Source organism: Metabacillus litoralis, assembly GCF_007994985.1.
GTDB lineage: Bacteria > Bacillota > Bacilli > Bacillales > Bacillaceae > Metabacillus > Metabacillus litoralis.
Map to the genome: position 1 here is coordinate 74,747 of NZ_VOQF01000005.1, position 23,282 is coordinate 98,028.

A 23,282-nucleotide genomic window follows, 5' to 3' on the forward strand; every position below is an offset into this window, starting at 1 on the left:
TTAAATGGAGGGAAAGCTTGTGAAACCTCAGTTATTAGCAAAAGGGTTTCTTTTTACCTTATCTTATCACTATTACCCTGCACAGAATCGTTTGTTAAGGCTCTATCTCGAGAGTGGAAAACCTTTAAATAGAGGACTACAGCTTATTTCAAAAGTAATAAAGTCCAAAAAAAGTGAAGTATTCATAGAGGCAATTCGAAGGTCAATCAGTCTAAGTGATAAGGAAAAACGAATAATCCAAGCTCGTACTTATCTACAGCTAGAATTATATGAGTATGCTTGGAATTCAATCAAGTCAATATCATCAACAGAATCCGATATTTTCATTCTAAAAGAAAAGATACTGTTTCAAATGAGGGATATAGACGAGTATCTAATCTTATTAAAAGAGAAAAAAGAAGGTAGTAGTTTAACCTTAGAAGAAAAACAGGAGCTATTACTATTTGCAAGTCTTAAAGGGAAATGGGAACAGCGACATGATTTAGCCTTACTCTTTAAAATAGAGGAAATAAATCAAACTGGAGAAGTTTTATATCCAAATGAAAATCAAAGTATAGATCAGTACTTAAAGCTTTATTCAGGTATTCATAAATATCAAGCTTTTTCATACTTAATGCAAAAATACGAACTAAATGTTGATGTTTACAAAGAATTAATCCAATTAGCTATAAAAGTTAATGATGATAATACAAGTTCTTTCTTACCTACTTCATCTACATTTATTCATGATCTCTATGCTGCTGAAAATGCGATTTGTAAAAATGATTATCTCTTTGCTTTTAATAAGATTATTGACGCATTTGAAAAAGGTGAAAGATCCTTATATTTGAAAAGTATGTTACTTAAAGTTCTGAAACATCAAGGGACGGGAGCGCAACATCAACAGAAAATAGCAAGAATGATTCAGACGGGCTTCTTAGATATAGTAAATACTGACTTTATTGATGTATTATTAAAACAAGAATCATCTGCATTCTTATTTCAATATGTAAAGGTAGAACAACTAACAATTGAAAAATTCAATGTATTTATAGAGGGACTTGTTAAATCAACATCATCGATTCGGATAAAAGTAATAGAGGCCTTTTTAAATGTTTTATATCACTATGATTATCAACTACCACTTGATAACAAGTCTTTTGAGCTTCTTGAAGAGACCCCTTTAAAAAACCCACTCTATAAGGTTGTAAAAGGTAAGTGGTTAATTGATGAAAATAAAATAGATGAACTTGATTCTGTATTTAATTCTGGAAGAAAAAAATATTGGGTATATATGCAATTAATTGATTATGCTTTTGAAAAGGAAAAATACGGATTATCTTTAATGCTTGCAAACAAAGCAGTGAAAATCCGATCTTTTGACCCTATATTAATTAGAAAGCTCGCAAGTATACATCATCGAATCGGTAATCTACGTGACAAATTAACTTATTTAAAAAAAATTAGGTTTTTATTATTCGGTGCATTTCGTGCAGAATATAAGATAGCAAAAGATGAGATTTTACTATATGAAAAACTGTGGACTTGGGATCGACAAATTGAAAAAATTGATGTCGGAACGGAAATACTTCATGTATTGAATAAATCTTTGCCAGAAGTCAATGGTTATACCATTAGGAGTAAAGAAATTGTTCACCATCAAAAAAACTTAGGTCTGGAGCCGGTAGTTGTAACAAAATATGGTTGGCCAACAAAGCCAAGAGTTACAAGTCTTGAACATGAAATGATTGATGGGATTGATCATTATAGGTTACATTCTCCAAAGAATAGAATAAGATTAAATATTGTTCCTTTAAGTGACTATTTTTCTCAATATGCAGACGAATTCTTAGAATTGATTAGAAAGGTAAAGCCGAAAATAGTTCATGCCGCATCTAATTTTCAAAATGCATTACCTGCACTTATTGTTGCAAAAAAAGCCGGAATACCAAGTGTTTATGAAGTTAGGGGTTTATGGCAGGATTCTACTGCAAGTAAAATTCCAGAGTTTGATGGATCTGATCGCTATTTAATGCAACAAAAATATGAGTTATACTGCTGTGAAATAGCCGATCGAGTAGTTGTTATTGGTGATAGCCTAGCAGCACACCTAGTGAATTTAGGGGTAAACCCGGGGAAAATCGATATTGTACCAAATGGTGTGGATACATCGGTGTTTTACCCACAAGAAAAAAATGTTGAAATTATTCAAAAATATAAGCTAGAACACAAAACCGTTTATGGATTTATTGGCTCGATTACAAAATATGAAGGTCTAAATGATCTACTCTATGCCTTCGCATTATTAAAAAAAGAAAAAAATAATATTCACTTTTTATTAATCGGAGACGGTCCAGCATTACCTCAAATTAGAGAACAAGTAGCAACTCTAAAGCTTACAAATAACGTAAGTATTGTTGGAAGAGTTCCACATACTGAGGTAAAGGATTTCTATTCTGTGATTGACATTTTTCCATTCCCAAGAATTAATGCAAAAGTATGCCGCTTAGTAACACCATTAAAGCCATTTGAGGTAATGGCTATGGGTAAATTAGTAATGGTAAGTAATATTCCAGCTTTAAATGAGATGGTAATCCATGAGGAAACTGGCCTGATGTTTAATGCTGAAGATATACAAGCATTAAAAAGATGCCTTTCTCTAGCTCCCGAATATAAAGAATTAGGAATAGCTAGTCGAGAATGGGTAGTGAAGAATAGAGAGTGGTCAATACTAAGTAAGTTATATATTGATGTATATAAAAAAATTGAACGAAATTAGTTGTAAGACTAGTTGTTTAAAAAGGTTTAGTTAAAGGAATGCTAAGTAAGATATATCTTAGTAACCTGTAACCTTTAAATTGTATATGTTTATTTTATTCTTATGAAAGAGGTAGAAGATTACATGGTTTTTAGTAATTTAGTGTTCCTTTTTTTATTTCTGCCTATTGTTCTTACTGTTTATTTCATTTCGCCTCATAGGCTTAGAAATTCAATTTTATTAATTGCAAGTCTTTTTTTCTATGCTTGGGGAGAACCTAAGTATGTAGCACTAATGCTTTTTTCGGTATTCATGAACTATTTACTTGGTTTATTAGTGGAAGTAGCAACTTCAAAAAGGCGAAAGAAGCTTATTTTATCGTTAGCTGTGATTGGTAACCTTGTAATGCTAGGTTTTTTCAAATATATGAATTTTTTAGTGGCAAATTTAAACGCGCTTTTTAATTTATCAATTGAAATGGAGCCTATTCCATTACCTATAGGGATATCGTTTTTTACCTTTCAAGCAATGAGCTATGTTATAGATGTGTATCGAAGAGATGCACCTGCACAAAGAAATTTGCTAGATCTATCTCTTTATATAGCACTGTTTCCCCAACTGATTGCTGGACCAATCGTTAGATATAATACTGTTGCTGATCAAATAAAGAAGAGAATTACATCCTTCTCAAAATTCTCTGAGGGTGTTAGTCGTTTTATTCTAGGATTAGCTAAAAAGGTTCTTATTGCTAATCCACTTGGTGGTGTGGCTGATGAAATATTCTCTATGCCTGCTGAGAGTTTATCAACAGGAACAGCTTGGATAGGTATAATAGCTTATACATTGCAAATTTACTTTGATTTTTCTGGATATAGTGATATGGCAATAGGGTTAGGCAAGATGTTTGGTTTCGATTTTGAGGAAAATTTCAACTATCCATATATATCGAGAAGTATTTCTGAATTTTGGAGAAGATGGCATATATCATTAGGAACATGGTTTAAAGATTATTTGTATATACCACTTGGGGGTAATCGTGTAAGCACATTTAAGATATACAGAAATCTCCTCATTGTGTGGACGATAACTGGCTTCTGGCATGGTGCAAGCTGGACGTTTATGGCATGGGGATTTTACTATGGTATTATCATATCTCTTGAGAAATTAGGGCTAGAAAAACTTATAAAATCTTTATGGAGACCTTTTCAACACCTTTATGTCATATTGATTTTTATTATAGGATGGGTTTTCTTTAGAGCAGATAATTTTTCATATTCATTTGACTATTTGAGAATTATGTTTGGTGCTGGTGAAGTATTAATCAGTCAAGAAACATTACTCTATATGGCTGATTATTGGATCGTTTTATTATTAGGTGTATTGTTTAGTATGCCTATATATCCCTTTATATCAAAAGCTATTCAAAAATTCACCATGAGAAATAAGGGACTTCAATTTGTAAAAGATATTCTTAGTACATTCATGTATCTTGTATTAATGATTGTAATTGCTATGTATTTAGTAAATTCAACGTATAACCCATTTATTTATTTCAGGTTCTAAAGGGGTTTTCATTTATGAAATTAAAGTATTTATTGCTGCCAACAGTTTTTCTACTCTTTATCTTTGGACTAGGTTTCTTTTCGATTTCAACACCAGATAGAGAAATATCCAAATTAGAAAACCGTGGACTAACCCAATTGCCGGAGCTCACACAGACGTCAATTTTAACTGGAACATACTTTAAAGAATTTGAGGCATATTTTACTGATCAATTCTTTAACCGTGATAAGTGGGTAGAGCTTTATACAATTTGGGAAATGAAAATGGATAAAACATTTGTTAATGGCTATCACATCACAACAGATAATTGGATCATGCCACAGCCGTCAAATAGTTTTTACAAAGATAAATTGGAAAAGTCTGCCCAGTCATTAAATGAACTGGGCAGGGATCTTCAGCAACGAGGAACAGAGCTATATTATTTCCCAATGCCTGCGAAGGTCTTTGAAATGGCGGGTCTGCTACCTTCATATGTTCCAAAAGGAAAAGGAAAGGAAAGTACAGATTTTCTTTTATCAAACCTTGATCATAATGTTATAACAGGTGTGAACGTCTCAAAGAAACTAAATGAACAGATTTCCTTCGATGAAATGAAGAGTTATTATTTTAAAACAGATCATCATTGGAATATTAAAGGTGCATTCTTCGGGTACAAAATGATTCTAAATGAGATAAGTAAATCAAAACCAATTAAGTCTACTTTAAATATTGATGAGGAATATGATTTAGTCTGTGTTCAAGGTAGAGAATTAATTGGGAGTTGGAATCGGAATTTACATATGCTTGTAGATGCTTCAGATGATGTGCCTTGCTATTATCAGCCTAAAAATTTCTTCTTAGAAGATATGGAATATTACATAGGTGAAATCTTGAAGAAAAACAAGGTAGAGTTTAAAGATTATTATGCTTCTGGACTTCAAAAGGATATTAAAAAAATGGAGTATCATGATACTTATGCTAATAATTATGCTGAGTTAAATATAGTAAATAAAACAGTCGAAAATAATGTTAAGGCTTTACTTATTAAAGATTCATATGCAAATCCACTTGTTCCACATATTGCATCCTTATTTAAAGAAACAACGATCTTCGATCCAAGATATGATAAAAAAAGATCTACAATGGATCTACTGAAGAAAAGAAAATTTGATGTAGTCATAATTCTATATAACTCAAATAATTTAATTGGTGATATGTATAATTTTGATGAGCCTGCTAAATAAGGATACTATGGCAAACTAAATTAATTGTATTTTTTTGATTTGATTACTGTTTATAGGCTTTGCTAATCTGCTATCTTTAATGTTAATTATGAGCTGAAAATAAAGGGAGCCCGAGATATAGCGGTTCCCTTTGTTATGAATTTTTACTTTTCATACGGTAAGATATTCTACACCAATAGGATCAATAGATTGAATTTCTATTTTAATTTTCCTAGTAATTGTATTAAATGAACCTTTATATATCAAATTGATAAAGGCACTAAGCTCAATATTTTTAATGTTTTAGTGAGAACTCCTACATTTCAAAACTCCTATAAAAATTTTTCTTCTTATTTAAAACTAAATTTAAAATCCAAATGAAATTCATGCAACTTGAAAGATAAATTGTTTATGGTTAAAAACAAGTCTTTACTATTAATATAATAATATTATAATAGTATTTGTTATGTAAAAAAAGGAGGTATCTTGTAGGAATATGTCAAAAATACTAGTAAGACTTTTAATTTGCATCCTATTATTATCTAGTTCCATAACTGGAATCCCATTACATCTTGCTTCTGCTCAAGAAAATATAGATAAAGAAAGATCTCCAGTTTTTATTACATTAAGAGATGATACGCCAATTATTAGTGAGCAAAATATAAAAATAGGAGAAATAAGTAAAGGTGCAACAGTTTATGGTTTTCAGTTAGAGACTGAAATCTATATTGACTGGTTTGGCAATCTAGTAAAAATTGATTCCGATTACGTTGAAAAGGTAGATAACGGAATTGAAGAAATACCAGTTCAGGATCAAAGTGAAAATATGGTTATAGCTGAAGAACCTTTTCTAGTAATAGATGATGATGGTGTACAAATTGCCAAAGTAAATGTCGGTTCGAGCTTTCAGTATGTAGAGCAGTTTGATAGTTATTTTTCAAGCGTTTTATTTAATAAAAAGGTATCTCTATATAGAGCAGACGATAAAATAGAGAAAGTAGATAATGCTGAAGTGATAGTACCAGAATCTACTAAACCAAATGATAATGAACATAAAAAAGTTTCTGTAAGTTCTCAAGTTACATTTAAGAAGTCAGACCCTTATTTTAAAGTGACAAATAGTGAAGTACCCGTTTATATAAAGGATTCAGGGAAGCTTAAACAAGTAGCAATTTTGCAAAAAGGTCATGTCTTTGAACGCTCCAATGATCATACAAGCTGGCATGAAATAACATTAGGTGGAAAGACAGCATTTGTACATAAGGAAGGAACTACTCCATACCTCGGTGCAGCTGTTAATAATAGAGTAGGAACAAATAAATTCCTTAATCAACATATAACTTTTAAGGTGAATACTGCAGTATATGATAATTCAACTGGTAGAAATGTCCATTTCGGAACTGTGAATAAAGACTTAAGAATACCAGTTTTAAGAGAGTATACTAATTGGTATGCAATAGATTTATCCGGTCGTATTGGTTATATACAAAAGAAAAACGTTAATGCTGAGTTTTCTAGTAGTATAAAATATTTTGAAGTGTTAACCAATGATGTAGTTGGATATAAGAAGGTAAATGGAGGACTTGTTGAAGTAACAAAACTGATGAATGGACAAGTTTATCCTCGTGTTAACGATTATACGAGTTGGCATGAAATAAAGTATGGTAATGGTACAATCTTTGTGAAAAAAGAAGGGACACGTCCAGCATCTGAGGATATGATTGAAAATGAAAATAATAAATACAAAAATAGTCCTTTTTTTGTAACATTAACTAACAACACATTTGTTTATGATAATTCTTCATCTTCACTAGTAAAATTTGGAGAATTATATAAAGGAAATAAGTACCCAATTATTAGTGATCATGGAAAATGGATAAAAATCGATTTATCGAGTAGAATTGGTTATATAAAAAAGAGTGACACTTCGATAGAATTTTCTGAGGATATTCATTATTTCACATCAACTATTGCTAATGTACCTGTTTATGATAATAGTAGTGGACAACTAGAAATTGTTGGATACCTTCGTTCTGGTGAAGTATATCATAGAACAAAGGATTATACGAGTTGGCATGAAATTCAATTTAACGATAAGCTTGCATATGTAGCAAAGGATTTGACAATTCCTGTTACAAGTCAATCTTACAGGAATCCTTCGAATAAATATAGCTCTGTTGGTTCTTTCAAAACTACAAAATTAACTGCGATCTATCATTATGTTGGTAGAGATTTAGTTCCGTTTGCTACTATTGGTAAAAATAATCAGTATTCGTATGTTGAAGATCGTGGTAGTTATATTAAAGTCAACTTTGCAGACAGATATGGATATGTTAAGAAAAGTGATGTTGTAATTAACCTTCCTGTTGCGAAAGATTTAGTGAATCCTAGAGTCGTATATTCATATGAACAGATGCAAGCGGATATTAATGAAATTGTATCTGTTTATCCTGATTTAGCTAAAAAGGAAATAATAGGTAAATCTGTAGACGGTAGAAATATATACGCTGTGAAAATAGGTAAAGGACATACAGAGATACTGCTAAATGCTTCTCATCATGCCAGAGAATATCTTACTACAAATATTGTTATGGAAATGATGGATCAATACACTCAAGGATACGTAAAGAACACAAAAATTGACGGATACAATATTAAAAGTATACTTGATAAAGCATCAATTTGGTTTGTACCTATGGTAAATCCAGATGGTGTTACCTTAGTGCAGAAAGGTCATAAGTCAACGAAGAACCCTTCACAGGTGTTAGCAATAAATGGAGGGAAAACAGACTTTTCGGCATGGAAAGCAAATGTTCGGGGTGTTGATTTAAATCGCCAATATCCTGCGGGTTGGAATTATATCGTATCAGATCCGGGAAGACCTGCACCTCAAAATTATAAAGGACCAAAACCATTAAGTGAACCTGAAGCAAGAGCTATGTACGATTTTACAAATAGTAAGGATTTTAAAACATCCGTTTCGTACCATTCTTCTGGGGAAATTATATATTGGCATTTTAAGCAAGGTCAGGAAAGAACTAATCGGGATCGAGAGATTGGGGAAATGATACAAGATAAAACAGGTTATGCATTAGTTACACCAAAATCAAATCCAAGTGGTGGAGGATTTACGGATTGGTTTATTTCTGCTCATTTAAAGCCAGGATATACACCAGAAATATCACCATATGTAGGCCCGCGCCCAGTACCAATTAAGAGCTTTGACTCTATTTGGTCAGAAAATAAGACAATAGGGATTATGCTTGCAGATGAAGCATATAAGAATCGAAATAATAGGTAAGCCGATTCGGAGTCTAGTTAAAAACTAGGCTTTTTTTTGATATATTAAGTCTCTTTAGTGTAATTATTTAATTTGAGAGAAAAAATTCCAAATATAATAGGGAAATTTGTCTTGTTTTGTTTATAATCGTGACATAGTATAATAGATAGGTATTTAATGAAATTAAAGAGGAGGATAATGTGATACAGAAATTTTTTACTAGAAGTATAGTATGGATGTTAGTAACTTTATTAATGATATCTAGTTTCCCTCAAAATATGTTAGCTGGAGAAGAAAAACAACCGCATCTGATTAAAGTTATTACCGATACAGAAATCAAGTCGAATGATGGCGTCAATATAGGTAAAGTATATAAAGACACATTACTATTTGTATCAAATATCCCTGGTGATAAGGAGAATCTATCCTTTCACTTTGGAGAGAAGGAAGCAACAATTCAAGTTGAATCTACGGTTCAGGTAGAAACTAGTGACGAAATTTTAAAGCGTTACGAACTAGGCTTAAGCTATTCAGAATCTGTAGGGATGCTACTTTCTCATCAAAAAACGATTCCTTTTATGGATAATACAAATATTAATCGAGGATTAATTCAGCCTGGTGCTGAGATATTTGTACAAAAATTAGATGATTCCTATATCTATATTTTATTGGGTGGAATAGATTATATCGTTGACAGAACAGAATATGAAAGTTACTTTGTGCAACTAGAGTCTAATCTAAAGGATGAGAATTCAAGTGTAGTAGACTTAAAGGAAGAAAATAGTCATACTGATGAAACTCAAGTAGTAGAAGTTACGGAAGATTCCGATGCTATTGAAGATGATAAATTAGAAAACAGTGATACACTTGAAGAAAGTGAAGAAGATATTCAAGAAAAGGAAATAAAGGAAACTTTGGTAGAAGATACGGAAGTTGAAAATCAAAGCAGTCAACTACAATTAATGACTGCACCCGAAAATGAAATATTTACAAAGAATACAAAGTATTTTAGGGTAACTGATGAACAAGTTCCTATTTATGATAATAGATCTTCCTCACTAAAGCTTGTTGGGTTTTTATCTAAAGGACAGGTTTTTCCAAGAACAAGAGATTATACTAGTTGGCACCAAATATCATATGGTGATTATTATGCGTATGTCCCGAAAAATGGGACAGTGCCAAGTGAGAAATTGATTCAAAATGTTTATAGTACGTCATTACTAGTCACTAATACAAGAATGATTACCACATTAACTGATACACCAGTTTATGATAATTCAACTGGTAAGTTAATTCAATATGCAACACTAGTAAAAGGTTTACAGCATACAATTATAAAAGAATACACAAGTTGGTACAGTGTCTTAGTTTCAGGACGTGTGGGGTATATTAGAAAATCACAAGCTGTGTCATCCTTTTTAAGTACGGATAGCTTCTTTAAAGTTGTTGAGGAAAAGGGTAAAACACCGGTTTATTCTGATCTTGCTGATAACTCAAAAATAATTGGTTACTTATACAATGGTCAAGAATACCCTCGCTTAGAGCAGCATTCTGGATGGCATGGAATTAAATTCGGGAATGTTATTGGCTATGTTCATTCATCAGTAACTACCCCTGCAAATGGAAAGAGTATTAAGAATCTGAGTGATGATTCTGCTACAAATATTTCAATTACGCCTCGTTGGGATTCAGTTGTGTATGACAACACAAAGCCAGGTCCATTAGTTCCATTTGCTGTTGTTAGAGATAATAAATCCTATAAAATTTTAAAAGAATATACTAGTTGGTATGCCATTGAAGTAGCAGGACGACTTGGTTATATTAGAAAAAAGAATGCCATAAGAGAATTTACAGATTCTGATAAATTTTTTAAAGTTGAAAAAGACAGTATACCAGTTTATGATAATCGTTCTGGAACACTAGTTATGGTAGGAAGTTTAGTTAAAGATCAAGTATACGAGCGAACAGCTAATTATACTAGCTGGCATCAGATCCAATTTGGTGATTTCAAAGCATATGTACAAAAAGAAGGGACAACCCCTAGCTCAGATTCGGGGATAAAAAATTTAAATACGAAGTATCAAAATACTAAAAAGACTTTTACAGCTTTAAAAGACTTAGAAGTAAAGGATAATTCAACAAGTCCTTTAACGACTTTTGGCTTTATTAAAGAAGGGCAAAGCTATCCTGTTATAAGTGAAGGAGACAAATGGTGGGGGATTTTATTTGCAGGCCGTGTAGGCTATGTAAAAAGAGACTATGCACTAGGCGGTATTTATAAGGAAGTGTCTTATACTGATTATAATTATTCTCTAGAAACTATGATTAATAAACAGATGATGGTTAGTCCACAAACAGATAAATATAAGGTTCAATATGCATATGTTGCTGGCTATTTAATATCAGCTGTCGAAGAAAAGGATACGTATCCTAAATTAGCAACTGTTAAAGGAACATCAGGTGTTAATTTAAGATCAGCTCCGAATGCTAATTCAACGACATGGGTTTATAATAATGTACCATTTGGCAAAACGTTAACAATCGTTGATTATGCCGGAAACGGATGGTATAAAGTAGAATATCCGAGACATATTTTTGGTGGTTTTAGTAACGCGTACGAGTCAGATGTAAGGGAATACGTAGATCCGAATAATTTTGATATAAACACAAAGTCTATGTATCAATTTGTCTTACTTTCTAAGTTTGCTGGGGCCAATCCAACGGAGTTAAACAATCTATTGGATGGTAAAGGAATATTAGAAGGAATGGGAGATGCTTTTTCTAAAGGAAGTAAACTAGCGGGGATAAATGAAATTTATCTTGTATCCCATGCATTGTTAGAAACAGGAAATGGTAAATCTACACTTGCAACTGGCGTTAATTATAATGCACCAGATGGGAAAACATATAAAGTTTATAACATGTTTGGTATTAATGCAACAGATGGAAACGCAACTGCAAATGCTTCAAAATTTGCTTATGAAGAAGAATGGTTTACTCCAGAAGCAGCCATTATTGGTGGAGCAAAATTCGTAGCAAATAGGTATGTTTACAACGGTTATGGTCAAGATACAATTTATGAAATGCGTTGGAATCCTGCTAAACCTGCTACACATCAATATGCAACTGATGTAGGTTGGGCTGAAAAACAAACATCAAATTTTATGAATATGTATAATAAATTAACAAGTTATCAACTATATTTAGATATTCCTAAATATCAATAAGTAAAATAAACAGGAGCAACCATTTGGTTGCTCCTGTTTATTTTCTAACAAAACCAGTTCGACCAGCAATGTTAATTTCATACCAACTGGTATATCTTTTAACAATCGGATAAGTGACTCCTTTTTCTATTGTAAGGAATGGAATGAGTTTTCCTGTTGAATTATCATATACGGTCTTCTCATTTGTTGTTTGGAAATATCCAGTCTTGTTTAACTGACTAGCTGTTTTTCCATGGAGAGTATTAATTGGAATTGTTCCATGTTTTGAAACGTATCCATTAAAGTCACCAAATGATATTTGATGCCAGCTAGTGTAATCCTTTTCTCTTTTATATGTCTGACCCTTCTCTAAATATCCTACAATTACTAATGAGCCAGAGCGATTGTCATATACAGGTTGTGTTTCATTTGTCACCTTAAAATATTGATCTGATATGAGAAACTGAAGCGTCACCTTGTCCTTTTTAACATAACCAATTCGATCTGCAATAATAATAGATACCCAGCCTGAGTATTCCTTTACTATTGGAAGTTTTTCTCCTGCAAACAGAGTAGCAAAAGGAACAAGTTGACCTGATGTATTATCATAAACCTCTATATCCTCATTAGCAATAAAGGTTCTATCAATGCTGTAATTATTCCCTGATAAATTTTTTAATGAATGTGAGAAAGCAACTGTTGTATAATCTTTTTGAATGTATACTGATTTATTTCCATATTGTATTTCATGCCATTGGTCAATTTCTTTTATTCTTCTGTATACTTCTCCTTTATTTAAAACGCCAACCTTAGTATTAGAATCAAACCGATTAGAAAGTATAGGAACATGATCAGAACTTACTGTAAAGAACTGGTCTGAAGAATTAAATTTGATTGTAATATCATTCTTTTGAACATAGCCAATTCTTCCCCCAAAATTAACGCCTATCCAGTTAGTATAATTTGTTGATATTGCGTATGTTGTACCGGATTTAATTATTCCAAAAGGTACAAGAGAACCAGAAGTATTGTCCAAAACAATAGAATCATTTAAAGCTAAAAATTCACGGTTTGTTGTGTTTGATGTATTAGTTAAATTATTAAGATTATGACTAGATAACGGTAAAGTGTTGGTCTTCCTTACAAATGCAGAATAAGAGCCAAAACGAATTTGATACCAACTAGTATAATGCCTTTCAATTTGATAAATCTGACCTTTTTCTAAATAGCCAACATTGACGAGAGAACCAGAACGATTATCGTATACAGGTAGTTTATCTTCTAAAGCTTTAAAATACGGTGCATCTACTAGAATTGGTTCAGGATCTTTTTCTTCTGAAATAAAACTTTGAATAAGTCCATATCCATATACTGTATCACGACCTGTAACTCCAAGATCTTCAACATTTTTTAATAGTAACGATCTGATTTCTTCATTTGTTTTAGTAGGATGCTTTTCTTTTAGTAAGGCTAAATAACCTGTGACATATGGAGTAGCCATAGAAGTTCCGTCCATATATTTGTATTGGTTATTTAAATACGTACTTCTCACTCTAACACCAGGCGCAGTTACTTCAAGTTGAGAACCTGTATTGGAAAAATTAGCAAGCTGCTTCTTGATATTAACAGCACCTACTGCTATAACATTTCTATTATTAGCAGGGAAATTTATCGAATTCACACCTTCATTTCCTGCAGCACCTACTAGTAAGATATTATTCTTATACGCTTTATTTAAAAGCTCTGAGATAATAGGGTCACTGCCACTAAAGCCAAAACTCATGTTAAGAATGTCCATTTTCTGTTCTATGGCCCAATCAATGGCATTTGCTAGTTCTGTGGTTGATCCTTCACCATTAGCATCTAAAATTTTTAGTGCATATATACTAGAACTATAAGCAACACCTAATGTACCAATATCATTATTTAAAGAAGCAATAATACCCGCAACATGCGTACCATGACCATTTTCATCTTTATAATCTTCTGTATTGTCAATGAAATTTTTTCCACCTGAAACGTTAAGATCTGGATGGAATCTATCAATACCCGTATCGAGTATCGCTATTTTAATGTTCTTACCAGTTAATGAAGCCCTTTGCATTTGCGGTACACCTATAGCATCATGTCCCCAGTCAATTGACTGTGTTGAAGAGATAGTTATTCCTGGTTTATCGATATTAACTAGTTTAATATCTTGGTTTTTTCGAAGTGCCTCTATTTCATTTAATGTCAATAATGCAGAATAAGCTGGCAGGGTGTCAAAATAATAGGTTATTCTATCTGTAGGGATGAGTGTATGGTCAACTTTATCATTAAATAATACGGTAACCTTTTCATATTGTTCTTCAACTAATTCTTGTGCGTGCGTATTTGAGTACCCTAATGATAAAAGAATAAATATGATAATTGTTTGTAGAGAGTACTTTAAATGTGAGTGCATATTTGTATCCTCCTGCTAGATTAGAATGATATTTTAGTGCTTTTCTATTATAATAAGGTGACAGATCAAGTAAGTAGAAAACTGGAGGTACTAATGAAACGTTTATTTTATATTATTGCTTTAATCATTTCTTTCTTCTTTTCTTATCATTATAATGCTTTTGCGGCAGATAATCTTGTGACATTTACTGTAACTTCAGATACAGCAGACATATATGAAAAGAAAAACGGATCTTTAATAGTGATTGGAACATTAGCAAAAGACCAAACGTTTGCTAGTGAAGATGAATATTCAAGTTGGCATCAGTTCAGGATTGCAGGAAAAGAAATGTATATAAATAAAGGAGATACGACAACACAAACCAAACAAAAAAAATCAACACATATAAATCATACTGCAAGAGAGTTTACCCTTAACACTAATGTTACAGTTTACGATAATTCAGGAAGTACTTTAAAGCCAATGGGTGTATTGAATGCAGGTTCAAGTTATAAATCTTTAAAGGAATATTCAAGCTGGATTAGCATTCAACTATCAGATCGGATTGGTTATATTAGAAAATCAGAGGTATCTACAGGATTTACGGCAAAAGACTCTTACTTCAAGGTTCTTGAAGATCTTAATGTATATAAAAAAACTTCAAAAGGTCTTACTAAGGTAGGGATTCTTGAGGAAGGTCAAGTATATCCTCGTTTAAAAGGATTTACAGATTGGCATCAAATACAATTTAACCAAGGCGAAGCATATGTTAACAAAGATAATACTATCCCAGTTAGTTCTTCTACTTTACGCAATGAAGTAAATCAATATGGAGACTCGACTTTCTTCGTGTCTACCACAAAACAAACTGTTATATATGACAATACATCTGGTCGGTTAACTCCTTTTGCGGAATTTTTAGATAATGTGACACTTTCAGTAGTAAAGGAATATAGTGGCTGGTATGAAGTGGATTTTGCAAACCGTAAGGGATTTATTAAAAAAGAAAATACAAAATTACTTTTCAGTAACGAGATAGGTTATTTCAAGGCAAACGTTAATACTGGCATATATGTAAAAGGAAAATCAGGGCTTAAACATATAGGTACGATTCAAAAAGGGCAAGTATATCCAATTGAAAAACACTACAGTAGTTGGCTTGCTATTTCATTAAATGGAAAAATAGCATATATTCAAAAGTCTAAAACATCGCCAGTCCAAAATGGTTCATTAAAGAACGAAGTAAAACAAAAAGAAGTCTCTATTGGTACAATTAAAATGAATAAATCCACAATAGTTTATGATAATACGACAGGTAGTCTAGTTCCATTCGCTACTTTAAATAACTCAACAATAGTAAATGTGACTCAAGCTTACACCGGTTGGTTTAAAGTAGAAATAGCAGGAAGATACGGATACATTAATAGAGAGAATGCAATATTTGAAAGTCACTTTGACAAGTATTTGATTAGTAAGAATATCGATTCTAAACAAATTCTTGTTGTGGAGTCAAAAAATAGTTCTTCTATTTATGCAACATTGAGTATGTATGAAAAAGAAGGAGATTCTTGGCGGAGAACCTTGAAGACAAGTGCTGTATTAGGAAAGAATGGTTCTAGTGGAAATAAACGTGAGGGCGATGGAAAAACACCTATTGGTTTATATCCTTTAAGAGATGCATTTGGCATAAAAACTAAGCCTTCTAAAGTTAACTACCCTTATACTAAAACTACTAAAAATGATTATTGGGTCGATGATCCTACTTCATCTGATTATAATAAAGGAATAACATATAAAGGTGATCCTTCAACAAAGTGGAACTCTTTTGAAAGAATGTCAAACTCACTTTATCAATATGGAGTTATTATTGGTTATAATGATGATCCAGTTATTAAAGGTAAAGGTAGTGCTATTTTCCTTCATGTCTGGAGAAACTCTGCTAGCCCAACACTTGGATGTGTTGCTATAGCAGAAACCAAGCTAGTTAATGTCCTTCAAAATTTAAAGGTGGAAAAAAATCCACATATCTTAATTGGGACAAAAGCCTCAAACCCCACTGTATATACTGAGTAAGAGGAATTTGTAGAATATTGTAATTTGTGCTAATTTATGAAGAGAAACTTATTTTATAAAAATAAAAGGAGTATTTAATAACATGACTCGTAAAATAAAAGTAATGACAATATTCGGAACAAGACCTGAAGCAATTAAAATGGCACCACTTGTTCTTGAATTAGAAAAATATCCAGAAGAAATTGAGTCAATTGTGACGGTTACTGCACAGCATCGTCAAATGCTTGATCAAGTTCTTGAACTATTTAAAGTAACACCAGATCATGATTTAAATATTATGAAGGATCGTCAAACCCTAACAGGTGTGACAACTCGTGCTCTAGAAGGTCTTGATGAGGTTATGAAGGATGTTAAGCCGGACCTTGTCCTTGTGCATGGTGATACGACAACTACATTTGTTGCCAGCTTAGCGGCATTATACAATCAAATTGCAGTGGGTCACGTTGAAGCTGGGCTGCGAACTTGGAATAAGTACTCTCCATTCCCTGAGGAAGTAAATAGACAAATTACTGGGGTTATCGCTGATCTTCATTTTTCACCAACGGATAAATCAGAACAAAATCTACTTCAGGAAAACAAGAAGGCTGAAACGATTTACGTGACAGGTAATACAGCGATTGATGCATTAAAAACGACTGTTAACGATTCGTACACTCATGAAGTCTTAGATAAAGTAGGGTCTGATCGAATGATTTTGTTAACGGCTCACCGTCGTGAAAATCTAGGTGAACCGATGAGAAATATGTTCCGTGCAATTAAGCGCCTTGTAACAGAGCATGATGATGTTCAAGTCGTTTATCCAGTTCATTTAAACCCTGCTGTTCGTGAAGTAGCTGATGAAATCCTAGGAGATGATTCTAGAATTCATTTAATTGAACCACTTGGTGTATATGATTTCCATAACTTTGCTTCACGTGCTTTTATCATTTTAACAGACTCCGGTGGTGTACAAGAGGAAGCTCCATCATTAGGTGTTCCAGTGCTTGTATTACGTGATACAACTGAGCGACCAGAGGGAATTGAAGCTGGTACGTTAAAGTTAGCAGGAACTGATGAAGAGACGATCTATTCAATGGCTTACGAGCTATTAAATGATAATGAAGCATATAACAAGATGTCTAAAGCTTCAAATCCATATGGAGATGGAAATGCTTCAAACCGCATTGTTAGAGCGATTCTTCATCATTTCGGCAAGCGAGACGAAAAACCGGAAGCCTTCCGACCATAAAGAAAAAGACGACTTAGTTGATTTTTAACTGGTCGTCTTTTTTTGTTTTTGTAACTTTTTTCCTTATTCACCGTCTGTTTAAGTGTAAAAGGAGGAGATTAAATGAAAAAAATCGTATTCATTTTTATTCTTATATTTGGTTTAGTAGGTTGTTCAATTGAAACATCAAATACAACTAAAGATATAAAAAAACAACCAATTTTCTACGAAATAGAAAATAATGGACTTTTACTAAAAGCAGAACTCTCAACCAATACTCTTGAACCTAATAAGAATTTAAAGATCAAAGCAACAGTAGAAAACATAGGTGATAAAGCTGTTCATTATAACAGTAGGTGCGGTAATCCACTATGGATCTCTGCCGGATCTCCTACAGAACATTTGGGACTATGGGATGGCATTGAAAATAATACTGGGTGTAGAGACATCTATAATCCAGATGATATTGTGTCGTTAGAACCTGGTGAAATTCTATCTAAGGAAATTACCTATCATCCAAAAATCATGGTAGATCAAAAAGATCTACTTGATGCTCCTGAAGGGGATTACAATGTCACTTTTTCACTTGATACAGAGGAGAAAATAAATTTGAATGGTCATTATCCAATTGTAGTAAAGGATACTGATTTTCCTTTACTTCCAATAAAAGAAGCAATTGACGTAGCCAAACAACATCCAGAAGTGGTGAAGTGGATGAATCGAATAGACCAACAGTATGAAAGAGAAGAATCAATCCTTACTGAAGGGAAATGGCATATTATTTTTAAAAGCAATCATAGTCAATATGATCGAATCATTATTGCTGTAGACTATGAAACGGGTGAGGTGAGAAATATCCATGAAGAGTGAGAATCTTTTTACTCTTTTGTTTGTAGTGTGAAATGGACGCTTTTCCGTAGGTCATAATGAGGCTATTCAAAACAATTCATCAGCAGATAAGCCTACTAGTCTTACATTTAGAGTAAGCCATAAAGATAGTAGTATACAGGTAAAAAAAGATTTTGAGTATCCCTTTAGCTAAGAATTACCAAAAGAGCTTAATAATAGAAGTTATTAACCTATGATTTCGTCATAGTTAAAAAGGGAGGATATTTATGAAGAACATTCAAATGAAATTACTGTTATTTATAATCGTTATAACATCAATCTTTATTGCAGGTTATACTAATTCACAAAATAATTCTATGCCAGATGACTTTAATTTTAGTCTTAATTACGGAATAAATGGAAAACAAAAAATAGATACATTTAATAATGTTGTTGTTAAAGACCTTGTTGAAGATGGAACAAAAGAAGCTAACATTTTACTTACTAAACGAGAAAAACAAATAATTTATGATGAAATGATTAAACTGGATATAATGGGTGAATTAAATTTGGAGGAAGAAAAAGAGTGTGAAACACAGCCATCCTCCCTTTCGAAATGGAATATCCATATGAATGGGGAAACTAAAAGCTTTAATTATACAACTTTCTGTGAAATTCCAGATGATGCGCTAAATTTGATTAGACTTGAAGATTTTATTCACAGTATTATTTCAAATAAAGAAGAGTATAAGGAATTACCTGATGCTAATGGAGCATATATGTGATTTTTGTTGACCGGGTACGATAGGTGAAAATGAATGCGCCGCATTTTTGCTGTGCGATTTATGGTTGGGTAAAAATCGACAGATTTATCTAAATTTTTTAAACTAGTGGAATACTAATAAAAAGATTATAAAAGAATGTTAGTTGAGCTAAATTGGGTTATCACCTATCAGAGTGGAAATGGTGAAACGTATGAGTTATTTATACCAATTGACTCAGTAAAAGGGAAGATAGAGAACGTCACTGAAATTATGTCTTACTTAAAAAAGTTTGAGATCAACAATCTCAAACTTTTTTAATTGGTTATGTGTCTTGAAACTTCCTTTTGTTATTTGTCGTCAAATGCTCTAGAGTCTCAGCTAACTCATTCGCCTGAGTTTCCCGATTAAACGACTCCAGAAGCCGATTCTTAACATGCTGCTTTATTTCCTTTAATTGTTCTGGATGGCTTTGTGCATATTTTAATGCTCGAACAAATTCATCTGGATTTTCAGGCTCATAGTAAAATCCTGCTTTGTGCTTTTCAACAATTTCGCGAGCTTCACCATCTACACCGATCAGCATCGGAGTTGACATCGACATATAGTCAAAGACTTTAGAAGGTATCGTGATTTCAAACAAAGGATGCTTTTTCAGAGATACAATTCCAATATCAGCAGCTTCGTAATACCCTAAAAGCTCATCCTTTTTTTTGCTATCTATAAACATCACGTTTGAAAGGTTTCGAGATGTTGCTTGTTCCATTAGGGGCTGTTTCTCAACACCTTCACCGATGAACATAAAAGCAAATGTTGGGTCATCCTTTAGTAGTTCAGCAGCCATTATAACGGTTGACAAGCCTTGAGCCGCACCGATGTTTCCAGCATATAGTACAAGAAATTTGCCTTCAATATTATATTTCGTCTTTAAAGAAAGTGATCCTTGTGACTGTGGTAATGAGTCCGGATTTACTCCATTTGGTATGACCGTAATCTTTTCTTCTGGTATTCCTTGGTCAATAAGACGCTGTTTATATCCTTGTGTTACAACAATAATGTGGTCTGCTTTTTTATAAAGAAAGCTTTCAAGCTTTCGAGCAAGATTTAGAAGTTTTTTATTTTCGAACTGTCCTAAAAGTTCGGCAAAGTCTACCCACAAATCCCGAATTTCGAACACGAATTTTGTTTTGTGTACTTTGCTTAAAAAGTAACCTGTTACTCCCTGAAATAATTGAGGAGATGTTGCATAGATAACATCAGGTTTTTTTATGAACAAGCCTGATAAACAGCTAGAAACCATAAAGGATAAGTAATTTGCAAGTCTACGTATTGAGCTTGTTTTTGTATCTCTTATACGAAAAGATCGATAAACAGTTAGATGGTTAACCTTTTCCTTTTTAAATACCTTTTTTATCGGCTTTGAATTAGGGAAGGTTGTTAGCACATGTACATCATGACCTAAGTTTGCTAGATTTGAACTCATATCATAAGCTCGTCCTTGTGCCGCACCTATTTCAGGTGGAAAATGCTGAGTAATATAGACTATTTTCATAGAAGACCCTTTCCATAAAAAATTAGGAATTATCAATATTATAGTGTAAAGTATAAATGGAAAAGTTACAACTTGGATATGTAAAAGGATATGATATTATGACGAAAATTTGTGTTTTAACAACAGTTCATCATGCTTATGATGGACGAATTTACCATAAGCAATGTAAATCATTAAAAAATGCAGGCTATGATGTGACACTATTAGCACCTAAGCCTGACAGGGAAATAGCAAACGATGATATAAAGCTTGTTCCAATAGAGAAACCAAAGAAAGAGTGGAAAAGATTTTTACGTGCATTTACTGTTTTTCAAATGGCGAAGAAAACAAATGCCGATCTTTATCATTTTCACGATCCAGAGCTTTTGCCTGTTGGAGTATTATTACGTATTTTTACGAAGAAGCCAGTAATTTTTGATGTGCATGAACACTACCCTAATGCAATAATGAGTAAGAAGTATTTGAAAAAGTGGATAAAGCATCCTGTTAGACTGGTTTATGAGTTGATCGAGAAAATATCACTACCAATACTTTCAGGTGTGATCTATACAACTGAAGAAGTTGGTGAAAGATATCAACGGTATACATCATGTAAAATTGAAAACTATCCACTACCGGACATGTTTCCTCCTATTAAATCAGGATCCAAGGAGGAGGATTATATCTTATATTTAGGGGGTATTACCCCTATTAGAGGCATTGAAGAATTGGTAGTCGGATTTGCTCATGCTGTTAAGCTAAAGCCAGAAGCTAAGCTTGTATTTGTTGGAAGTTTCGAATCTACTGCCTTTGAAAAAAAAATTCATGAACTAGTTTTTGAAAATGGATTAAAAGATAAAGTTTTATTTAAGGGTAAAGTTCCTTATGAAAAGATTGAAGAGCATTTGGCTAAGGCATCTATTGGTATTATTCCCTATTTACCAGTACCAAACCATTTAGTTTGCTTACCGAATAAACTTTTTGAATATATGGCAGCTGGAGTTGCAGTTATTGCATCAGATTTTCCTCATTATCGAAAAGTGGTAGAATCGTCTAATAGTGGATTGATGATAAATCCTGAACGACCACAATCCATAGCAAAAGCTATTCTCACTTTATTAGAGGATCCAGAACAGGTGAGAGTATTAGGGGAAAGTGGAAAAGGAGCTTTCGCCGAAAAATATAATTGGGATATTGAAGAAAAAAAACTTTTAGCTTTTTATAAAAAACTTCTTAAATAGTAAATTTTTCTTACTCATGTTTCTTCAATATGTTTTTGTCCTTTTGTTCATGCTAATAATAAACTTAAGAAAAAAACAATTGAAAGTTAAAGAAAATTTGCTATGATGGAGGAAGTGTAAATTTCTCACTAAAGTGGGGGTAAACGATGCATTCTTATATTGACTATATTGTAGCATTTATTCTTTCCTTTGCTGTAGCTGTTCTTATTACACCTTTGGTAAAGAAAATTGCGATAAAAATTGGTGCTACAGATCAACCAAATACACGCAAAATTCATAAGGAAATTATGCCGAGAATGGGTGGACTTGCCATTTTCATTGGTGTAATTGCTGGTTTTTTATATTTAAAACCCCAATCACTATATATGACTGAAGTAATTATTGGGGCATTCATTATTATTTTGATTGGAATTCTGGATGATCGCTTCACATTACAAGCACGTTATAAATTTTTAGGGCAGTTAATTGCAGCAATCGTTGTTGCTTCATCAGGCTTATTGGTAGATAAATTTACAATACCTTTTTTCGGAATTGTTCAGTTAGATTTTTGGAGTTATCCTGTAACTGTTTTATGGATTGTTGCGATAACAAATGCCATCAATTTAATTGATGGTCTAGATGGCTTAGCTGCAGGTGTATCATCAATTGCTATGACGAGTATTCTTATTATGGCGTTTGCAGATTCTCAAATTGTTGTTATAGCTCTATGTACGATATTAATTGGTAGTTCATTAGGTTTTCTTGTTCATAATTTTTACCCAGCAAAAATATTTATGGGTGATACGGGCGCTTTATTTTTAGGGTACTCAATCTCTATTATTTCAATGTTAGGATTGTTTAAAAACCTTACATTATTCAGCTTTGTTATTCCAATTATTGTCTTAGCTGTTCCGATTTTCGACACAGTTTTTGCGATAATTAGGAGATTTTTAAATAAACGAAGTATAGCAGCTCCAGATAAGCTGCATCTCCATTATTGCCTTGTAGATCTTGGCTTCAGTCATAGAACATCTGTATTGATTATCTATTTCTTTAGCGCATGCTTTGGCTTTTCGGCGATAATCTTCTCAAATGCAACCTTATGGCTTTCATTGCTTCTTATGATGATCTTATTGCTTGCGATTCAGTTTATTGCAGAATTAGTTGGTTTAATTGGCATGAACCGTAAACCACTCATTAATACATTTAGAAGATTAACAGCTGACAAAAAGCCGGATAACTAAAAAAGCAG

13 protein-coding genes are annotated in these 23,282 nt (G+C 32.7%); 11 read left to right on the forward strand and 2 right to left on the reverse strand.

Annotated elements, in window-relative coordinates; translation table 11 throughout:
- The first annotated feature begins 19 nt into the window (after nt 1-19).
- The 5 genes from FS935_RS08600 to FS935_RS08620 all read left to right on the forward strand — a co-directional run bounded on the left by FS935_RS08600 (nt 20) and on the right by FS935_RS08620 (nt 12,009).
- Entirely contained in the window at nt 20-2,758 is a 2,739-nt protein-coding gene (locus FS935_RS08600) for a glycosyltransferase family 4 protein (RefSeq protein ID WP_158638570.1), read from the forward strand.
- Between the two features lie 123 nt (nt 2,759-2,881).
- Entirely contained in the window at nt 2,882-4,300 is a 1,419-nt protein-coding gene (locus FS935_RS08605) for an MBOAT family O-acyltransferase (protein ID WP_146948415.1), read from the forward strand.
- Nucleotides 4,301-4,314: 14 nt separating this feature from the next.
- Complete coding sequence (locus FS935_RS08610) at nt 4,315-5,523, forward strand: alginate O-acetyltransferase AlgX-related protein (protein ID WP_146947573.1); 1,209 nt, start codon at nt 4,315-4,317, stop codon at nt 5,521-5,523.
- Nucleotides 5,524-5,998: 475 nt separating this feature from the next.
- The gene (locus FS935_RS08615; protein ID WP_146947575.1) at nt 5,999-8,803 is read left to right on the forward strand and encodes a M14 family metallocarboxypeptidase; all 2,805 of its coding nucleotides are present in this window, start codon (nt 5,999-6,001) and stop codon (nt 8,801-8,803) included.
- 179 nt (nt 8,804-8,982) lie between these two features.
- A complete protein-coding gene (locus tag FS935_RS08620) occupies nt 8,983-12,009 on the forward strand; it encodes a glucosaminidase domain-containing protein (RefSeq protein WP_146947577.1) in 3,027 nt (1,008 codons plus the stop codon).
- A 37-nt stretch (nt 12,010-12,046) separates the two neighbouring features.
- Here the strand turns inward: FS935_RS08620 and FS935_RS08625 are convergent, their stop codons facing one another.
- A complete protein-coding gene (locus FS935_RS08625; protein WP_146947579.1) occupies nt 12,047-14,431 on the reverse strand; it encodes a S8 family peptidase in 2,385 nt (794 codons plus the stop codon).
- 93 nt (nt 14,432-14,524) lie between these two features.
- Here FS935_RS08625 and FS935_RS23865 point away from each other — a divergent pair, with 93 nt between their 5' ends.
- From FS935_RS23865 to FS935_RS08645, 4 genes are all read left to right on the forward strand, one after another.
- Nucleotides 14,525-16,483 (forward strand): L,D-transpeptidase family protein, encoded by a 1,959-nt coding sequence (locus tag FS935_RS23865; RefSeq protein WP_240050864.1) that lies wholly within the window; start codon nt 14,525-14,527, stop codon nt 16,481-16,483.
- Between the two features lie 82 nt (nt 16,484-16,565).
- Nucleotides 16,566-17,711, forward strand: a complete 1,146-nt coding sequence (gene wecB / locus FS935_RS08635; protein WP_146947581.1) for a non-hydrolyzing UDP-N-acetylglucosamine 2-epimerase — start codon at nt 16,566-16,568, stop codon at nt 17,709-17,711.
- Nucleotides 17,712-17,813: 102 nt separating this feature from the next.
- Nucleotides 17,814-18,560, forward strand: a complete 747-nt coding sequence (locus FS935_RS08640) for a COG1470 family protein (RefSeq protein WP_146947583.1) — start codon at nt 17,814-17,816, stop codon at nt 18,558-18,560.
- A 245-nt stretch (nt 18,561-18,805) separates the two neighbouring features.
- Complete coding sequence (locus FS935_RS08645) at nt 18,806-19,303, forward strand: hypothetical protein (RefSeq protein WP_146947585.1); 498 nt, start codon at nt 18,806-18,808, stop codon at nt 19,301-19,303.
- A 301-nt stretch (nt 19,304-19,604) separates the two neighbouring features.
- Here FS935_RS08645 and FS935_RS08650 read toward each other — a convergent pair whose 3' ends face one another.
- The gene (locus tag FS935_RS08650; RefSeq protein WP_146947587.1) at nt 19,605-20,831 is read right to left on the reverse strand and encodes a glycosyltransferase family 4 protein; all 1,227 of its coding nucleotides are present in this window, start codon (nt 20,829-20,831) and stop codon (nt 19,605-19,607) included.
- Between the two features lie 56 nt (nt 20,832-20,887).
- Here FS935_RS08650 and FS935_RS08655 point away from each other — a divergent pair, with 56 nt between their 5' ends.
- The gene (locus FS935_RS08655) at nt 20,888-22,051 is read left to right on the forward strand and encodes a glycosyltransferase family 4 protein (RefSeq protein ID WP_146947589.1); all 1,164 of its coding nucleotides are present in this window, start codon (nt 20,888-20,890) and stop codon (nt 22,049-22,051) included.
- Between the two features lie 146 nt (nt 22,052-22,197).
- Nucleotides 22,198-23,274 carry a glycosyltransferase family 4 protein gene (locus FS935_RS08660; protein WP_146947591.1) on the forward strand — a complete coding sequence of 359 codons (1,077 nt, stop codon included), beginning with the start codon at nt 22,198-22,200 and terminating at the stop codon, nt 23,272-23,274.
- The last annotated feature ends 8 nt before the right edge of the window (nt 23,275-23,282 follow it).